Below are 7286 nucleotides of genomic sequence, written 5' to 3' on the forward strand. Positions count from 1 at the left end.
AGCATAATTATTCCGAATAGAAAAACAAGCACTGAGATACCTATGGCACAGAGCATAAAAAACTCCTGAGGGAGGTATTTAATGATGGGGTCAGTCCTGTAGTCAAATATCCAATAATCATTATTAAAGGCTATTTGGTGGAAGAGGATGAAGATTTTATTAAAATTTGCATATATAAGTACTGCAAGACTGAAAGGAATGAAAATTGTAGTAAGGCCTCCTACAAGCAGATACTCATAGCTGTGATATAGCCTGTGGTAGAGAGGGATGAGTAGAATTAATACTATTACTCCTATTATCAAAGCAAGCTGAAACTCTAAGAAGATAGTCTTTACTTCTTCAAAATGGGTTATTCCGTTGGCAGACGATGGTAGATGTGGAAATTCCAGTTTATCAGCTCCCCAAAAAGAATTATAATCTATGAGAGTATCATAGTTTTCTTTTATTTGCTCATAATTAAGTTTGCTGTTTTTAATAAAATTATGAATCATGCTGTAGTAAAGAGGACGGAAATTAAGTAGGGCTGTGGTAGCTAAGGTTATTGATACCATCATCAAAATTACTGAAATAAAAGCAGAAAAAATTGATTTTAAATACATTTTCATAGATATCTCCTTGCAAAACTTCATAATTATGGTAAACTAAATAGATAATGAAATTTTAACATATTTTTTTTAATAGTAAAAGAGAAATTAGAGAGGATATTATAGATGGGTAGAAGTATTAAAAGTATTGAAGAAGTAGTGATTCCTGAGGAATATGAGTTAGTCTTCACTAAGGAACTTGAAGATATTAAGGCTTTAGGAATATATTTAAAGCATAAAAAGAGTGGAGCAAGGCTTGCACTTGTATCCAATGAAGATGATAATAAGGTGTTTTGTATAGGCTTTAAGACTCCACCGGAAGATTCGACAGGAGTTGCACATATAGTAGAACATACAGTTCTTTGTGGTTCTAAAAAGTATCCATCTAAAGATCCTTTTATTGAAATGGCTAAAGGCTCATTGAATACTTTCTTAAATGCGATGACATATCCTGATAAAACCATTTATCCTGTTGCGAGCTGTAATGATAAAGATTTTAAAAATCTTATGAGTGTGTATCTTGATGCAGTATTTTATCCGAATTTACATACTAATAGAGCTATATTTGAGCAGGAAGGTTGGCATTATGAACTGGATGAAGAAACCGGAGAGCTTAAGATAAATGGAGTTGTTTATAATGAGATGAAGGGAGCATTTTCTTCTCCGGATGAGGTTGAAGATTTATGTGTGAGGGAGGCATTGTATCCTGATTCTCCTTATGGAATTGAGTCCGGTGGTGATCCTGAAGTAATACCTGAACTTACTTACGAGAATTATGTAGCATTTCATAAACGATTTTATCATCCGTCTAATTCGTATATTATACTTCATGGCAATTTCGATATTGAAGAAAGGCTTGAGTTCTTAGACAAGGAGTACTTGTCAGACTTTGATAAGATAGATCCAAAATCAGATATTCCTCTTCAAAATCCTGTAGGAGGAGATTTTACAGATAGTTATTCTATTGCAGAAAGTGAAGAAATAAAAGAAAAGACTTTCCTTTCCTACAATGTAGTTACAGGAGTTGCTACTGATGTAATGACTATGGGAGCTTTACAACTTCTAAGATTTGTACTTATGGATGCTCCGGGGGCGGCAGTAAAAGAGGCACTTATAAATGCAGGAATAGGAAAAGACATATCTTCAAGTCTATCTGCACATATGTTTCAGCCTACTTTTTCAATTCATGCTACCGGAACGGAGGCAAATAGGAAGGATGAATTTGTAAAAATAATTGAAGATACATTAAATAGAATAGTTGTTGAAGGTGTAGATGAGAAAAAACTCACTGCAGCTATTAACTACGGAGAGTTTAAGTATAGGGAGAAGGATTCGGGAAGATTTCCGGCAGGACTTCTTACAGGCATCAATATGTATACTACTTGGCTATATGATGAGAATATGGTATTTGACCAAGCGGATGTAGGCAAGAACTTTGATGTGCTAAGGAGCAAGATAGGTACAGGATATTTTGAGGAATTAATAAAGACTTATCTTATTAATAATGAGCATAAAGTTATTTTTACACTTGTTCCGGAAAAGAATAAGAATGATAGGATAGAAAAAGAATTAAAGGACAAACTGGCAAAATATAAGGAGTCACTTACCGATAAGGACTTGGAAATACTTAAGGAGAGGGCAGAAAAATTAAGAATTTTTCAGGAAGAACCATCGTTAGAAGAAGATATTGAAAAACTTCCTACTCTTGAAAGAAGTGATATTTCTACTGAAATCAAGCCTCTTAAAAATATAGAAAAAGAACTGCTTAAAAGACCTATAATTTGGCATAAGATAAATACTAACGGCATTATCTATTTCAGACTTAATTTTGATATAAGTGATATGGATTCGGACGAATTAGCATATTTTGGACTTTTAACAGAATTACTTGGACTCATAGATACAAAGGAAAGAGGATATTCAGACTTTGTATCAGAAACTCTTATGTATACCGGTGGAATCAATACTGATTTGGGAGTTCATACAGACAAGGCTGATAAGAATAAAGTATTAATGAGTTATTCTGTAAGGTTCAAGTCCCTTGTTTCACAGATTGATAAAGGACTTCCACTTATTTTAGAAATGCTTTATAAGTCTAAGATAAATAATGAAAGTGATAAGAGGATACTTGAGATTTTAAGGGAAAATCTTGTTGGTATGGAAATGGAATTTGAAAATAGTGGAGACAGGATGTCTGCTATGATTGCCAAGACTAATTTTTCTATAAATGCTAGGATTGGCAACGCTCTTTCAGGGCTTGCACACTACAGATTTGTGAAAGATTTAACAGAGAATTTTACTGCTAAGAAAGAAGAGTTATATGATAAGCTGAATTCTCTTATCAAAAAATACTTTGTAAAAGAAAGAGTATTAATGAGTCTTACAGTGGATGAGGAAGACTATGGTAAGGTTGTTTATGAATTAGAAAATATAATAAAAGAGATTCCAAACGGAGAAAGAGTAGGAAAAACTCTGCTTTGTGATAGGATGAAACTTGAGATAGATGAACTTAAGTCTAAGAAGAAAGAGGGACTGCTTGCAAAGGGATACACTGCCTCAGGACAGGTACAGTATGTGACTAGGGCAGGTAACTTCATAGATGCAGGATTGCCTTATACAGGTGTGTTAAATGTATTAAATGTGCTTTTAAGCTATGAATATCTTTGGGTAAATGTTAGGGTTAAAGGAGGAGCATACGGCTGCTACAGTAAGTTTGACAGGAACGGTGATTCCATATTCTCATCTTATAGAGACCCGAAACTTTTTGAAACAAATGAGATTTATGAGCATATAGCAGAATATCTTGAAAATTTTGAAACATCTGAAAAGGATGTGACTAAGTTTGTAATAGGAGCAGTAGGAGGTGCAGACATTCCTTTAACTCCTTATGCTGATGGAGAGAGGTCGTTTCTTGCTTATATGAGTGGAACGACCGAAGAAGACATAAAAAAATCAAGAAATGAAATGATAAATACTACTGTTTCCGATTTGAGAGACATGGCAAAGTACATAAGGGCAATACTTGATGAAAAGGTACTGGTAGTAGTAGGCTCTGAGAAAAAGATTAAAGAGAATGTTGATAAGTTTGATGAAATATCAAGCCTGCTTGCATAGTAGGATGGAGGATGAATGGGAAAATTTAAATCGGGATTTGTAACCCTTATAGGGCGTCCTAATGTGGGCAAATCAACTCTTATGAATAATCTTATAGGTCAGAAGATAGCAATTACATCTTCAAAGCCTCAGACTACTAGAAATAGGATTCAGACTGTGTATACTGATGTAACAGGTCAGATTATCTTTCTTGATACTCCAGGTATACATAAGGCTCAGAATAAGTTAGGTGAATACATGGACTCAGTGGCAGAAAGAACACTGTCGGAGGTAGATGTTGTATTGTGGCTTGTAGAGCCGACAACCTTTATTGGAAAGGGAGAACAGCATATTGCAGAGCTTTTATCAGCAACCAAAACTCCTGTTATACTGGTGGTAAATAAGATTGATACTGTGGAAAAAGGTGAACTTTTGCCTGTAATTGACAAATACAAAGATATTGTGAACTTTAAAGCCTGTGTACCTGTTTCAGCAGTAACAGGTGAAAATAAAGAGGATCTTCTTAAGACTGTATTTGATTTACTTCCTGAAGGGCCTATGTACTATGATGAGGATGTGATTACGGATCAGGCAGAGAGGCAGATTACGGCAGAACTGATAAGAGAGCAGGCTTTAAGGCTCTTAAAAGAGGAAGTTCCACATGGAATTGCAGTTGTAATTGACAGTATGAAGGAAGTAAAGGATACCGGTGTAAGGCATAGTCATAAAAATATAATGAATATTGAGGCAACTATTTTTTGTGAAAGAGATTCTCATAAGGGGATAATTATAGGGAAAAAAGGTGCAATGCTAAAAGCAATAGGGACTAAAGCAAGGCATCAGATTTCAGATCTTCTTGGCATGAAGGTGAATCTTAATCTTTGGGTTAAGGTAAAAAAAGACTGGAGAAATTCTGATTCGCTTATGAAGAATTTCGGATATAAAGAGGAAAATCATTGACAGATGAAATAGAAGTGTCGGGAGTAGTCGTTTCCGGAATACCGATAGGAGAATACGACAAAAGAATAGTAATTATAACTATGGAGTTAGGTAAAATTCATGCCTTTGCAAGGGGAGCAAGAAGGACAAATAGCAAGCTGTTAGCAGGTACAGATCCACTTACTTTTGGTAAATTTAAGTTGGTTTCAGGAAGAAATGCTTATACTTTGACTGAGGTCAAAATAGTAAACTATTTTGACGAGTTAAAAATGGACATAGAAAGAGTGTATTATGGATTTTATTTTTTAGAGCTTGCATCCTACTTTTCAAGGGAAAATATTGTGGAAAAGGCTCTTGTAAATCTTATTTACATAGCATTTAAAGCACTTGCAGCAAAGATAGATATACTTACACCGGATTTTATCAAGGCGATATTTGAGTGGAAAATTTTTGCAATAGAGGGTATAATGCCTAATATAGATGGTGGAATTCTCTTAGGCAAGAGGCTCAGGCCTTCTACTGCTTATGCAATAAAGACAGTATCAATCGGAGATTTAGATAAAATTTTTTCGTTTGATTTGGAATTAGAATCAAAAAAAGAGTTTATAAAACTTGCCAAAGAGTATAGAGATTTAAATACAGATATAAGTTTTAAATCTTTAGAAATGATAAGAGAGGTATAAGGAAATGAAGAAAAAAAGCCTTTTGGCGATAGCGGCAGCTGTAATCATTCTTTCATCTTGTGACAGTATGCCAAAAGAAATCAAAGCAGGAGATGTGAGTGTAGAAACACTTTATATGAGGGCGGACGGAAGTGGACAGGTTGCCTATGTTGAGGATTTTACAGAAAAATATTTCAACATTGAAGAACTTAAAGGCTATATTGCAGCAGAACTGATTTCTTACAATAAGCAGTATGGAGATAAAGTTATAGAACTAAGTGATATTGAATTAAAAAATAGTGGTGTGACAGCTGTCCTAACCTTTAAAGATGAGAAAGTATATGCAGATTTTAATAAGGCGAGGGGAGATAATAATGTTAAGTTCCCTAAGGCAGCAGAGGCTTTGACGGAATTTGCAGATGCATTATTTAAAGAGGCAGATTCTAAAGAAGATATAAATAAAAAGGCAAGTGAAGTGTTGTCAGATGATTATAATATTGCAGTAGTGAATGGCTTTCTGAACTTCCAAACAGGGAAAAAAATAAAATACTATTATGGTGGAACTCTTATAGATACACACCATTTTAGAGTTGACGAGGGAAAGACTGCTGTGGTAGTATATTCAAAATGATTGTTAAAAATTAAACTAATTCCATCTGTAAATATTACAAGCAATAAATATAGATGGTTTGGATTAATCTATTGAATCAGAGAAAGAGAGGTAACTTATGGAAAAAACAATGGAAAAAATTGTGGCTCTGGCAAAGGCAAGAGGTTTCGTGTATCCGGGTTCAGAAATATACGGAGGACTTGCCAATACTTGGGACTACGGTAATTTAGGTGTAGAGCTTAAAAACAATGTGAAGAAGGCTTGGTGGAAGAAGTTTATTCAGGAAAGCCCATATAATGTAGGTGTTGACTGTGCTATACTTATGAATCCTCAGACTTGGGTAGCATCAGGGCATCTTGGAAGTTTTTCAGATCCACTTATGGACTGTAAATGCTGTCATGAAAGATTTAGGGCTGATAAGCTCATTGAAGATTTTGCGAAAGAGAAAAATATAACTCTTAGAAGTTCTGTAGATGGTTGGTCAAATGAAGAAATGAAGAACTTTGTAGATGAAAATGCAATTCCTTGTCCAAGCTGTGAAAAGCATGATTTTACAGATATTCGTCAGTTCAACCTTATGTTTAAAACTTTTCAGGGAATTACAGAGGATAGCAAGGCAGTAGTTTATCTCCGTCCTGAAACAGCACAGGGTATCTTTGTAAACTTTAAGAATGTACAGCGTACATCAAGAAAGAAGATTCCGTTTGGTATAGGTCAGATAGGTAAATCATTTAGAAATGAAATTACACCGGGTAACTTTACCTTCCGTACAAGAGAATTTGAACAGATGGAATTAGAGTTCTTCTGCGAGCCGGGTACAGATATGGACTGGTTCCATTATTGGAGAAACTTCTGTAAGGATTGGCTTATTTCTCTTGGTATGAAAGAAGAAGAAATGCGTATGCGTGACCATGATCCTGAGGAACTTTCTTTCTATTCAAAAGGAACTACCGATATTGAGTTCTTATTCCCATTTGGCTGGGGTGAGCTTTGGGGCATAGCAGACAGAACTGACTATGACCTTGACAGACATCAGAAAATATCCGGTGAGCCTATGGAGTATTTTGATGATGAGAAGAAGGAAAAATATATTCCTTATGTAGTAGAGCCTTCTCTTGGTGCAGATAGAGTAACTCTTGCCTTTCTTTGTGGTGCTTATGATGAGGAAGAGCTTGAAGGTGGCGATGTGCGTACTGTGCTCCGTTTCCATCCATTCCTTGCACCTGTAAAAGTTGCAGTACTTCCTCTTTCTAAGAAACTTGGAGAGGGTGCGGAAAAGGTATTTGCAGAGATTTCCAAAGACTGGAACTGCGAGTATGATGACAGAGGTGCTATAGGAAAGAGATACAGAAGACAGGATGAAATAGGTACTCCATACTGCATTACCTATGACTTTGA

The 7286-nt window shown here is 35.3% G+C and carries 6 protein-coding genes; 5 read left to right on the top strand and 1 reads right to left on the bottom strand.

What is annotated here, in order from left to right:
• Positions 1–605: TIGR01906 family membrane protein (locus tag ACTTG8_RS09310; RefSeq protein WP_442561839.1), on the bottom strand; the 605-nt coding region annotated here is incomplete at its 3' end.
• A gap of 105 nt (positions 606–710) precedes the next feature.
• Between ACTTG8_RS09310 and ACTTG8_RS09315 the strand changes: the two genes are divergently transcribed.
• The 5 genes from ACTTG8_RS09315 to ACTTG8_RS09335 all read left to right on the top strand — a co-directional run.
• On the top strand, positions 711–3698 hold the full coding sequence (locus tag ACTTG8_RS09315; protein ID WP_442561840.1) for an insulinase family protein: 2988 nt from the start codon (positions 711–713) through the stop codon (positions 3696–3698).
• A 15-nt stretch (positions 3699–3713) separates the two neighbouring features.
• Positions 3714–4637: a GTPase Era gene (era, locus tag ACTTG8_RS09320; RefSeq protein WP_442561841.1), complete on the top strand. Its 924-nt coding sequence runs from the start codon at positions 3714–3716 to the stop codon at positions 4635–4637.
• Entirely contained in the window at positions 4634–5299 is a 666-nt protein-coding gene (gene recO, locus ACTTG8_RS09325; RefSeq protein ID WP_442561842.1) for a DNA repair protein RecO, read from the top strand. The genes era and recO overlap by 4 nt, the downstream gene beginning before the upstream one ends.
• A 4-nt stretch (positions 5300–5303) precedes the next feature.
• Positions 5304–5909, top strand: coding sequence for a hypothetical protein (locus tag ACTTG8_RS09330; protein ID WP_442561843.1), 606 nt, complete (start codon positions 5304–5306; stop codon positions 5907–5909).
• 97 nt (positions 5910–6006) lie between these two features.
• A partial coding sequence (locus ACTTG8_RS09335; protein WP_442561844.1) for a glycine--tRNA ligase occupies positions 6007–7286 on the top strand: 1280 nt, incomplete at its 3' end.

The sequence above is a fragment of the Catonella sp. genome (assembly GCF_052173895.1).
In the GTDB taxonomy this organism is placed as follows: domain Bacteria; phylum Bacillota; class Clostridia; order Lachnospirales; family Lachnospiraceae; genus Catonella.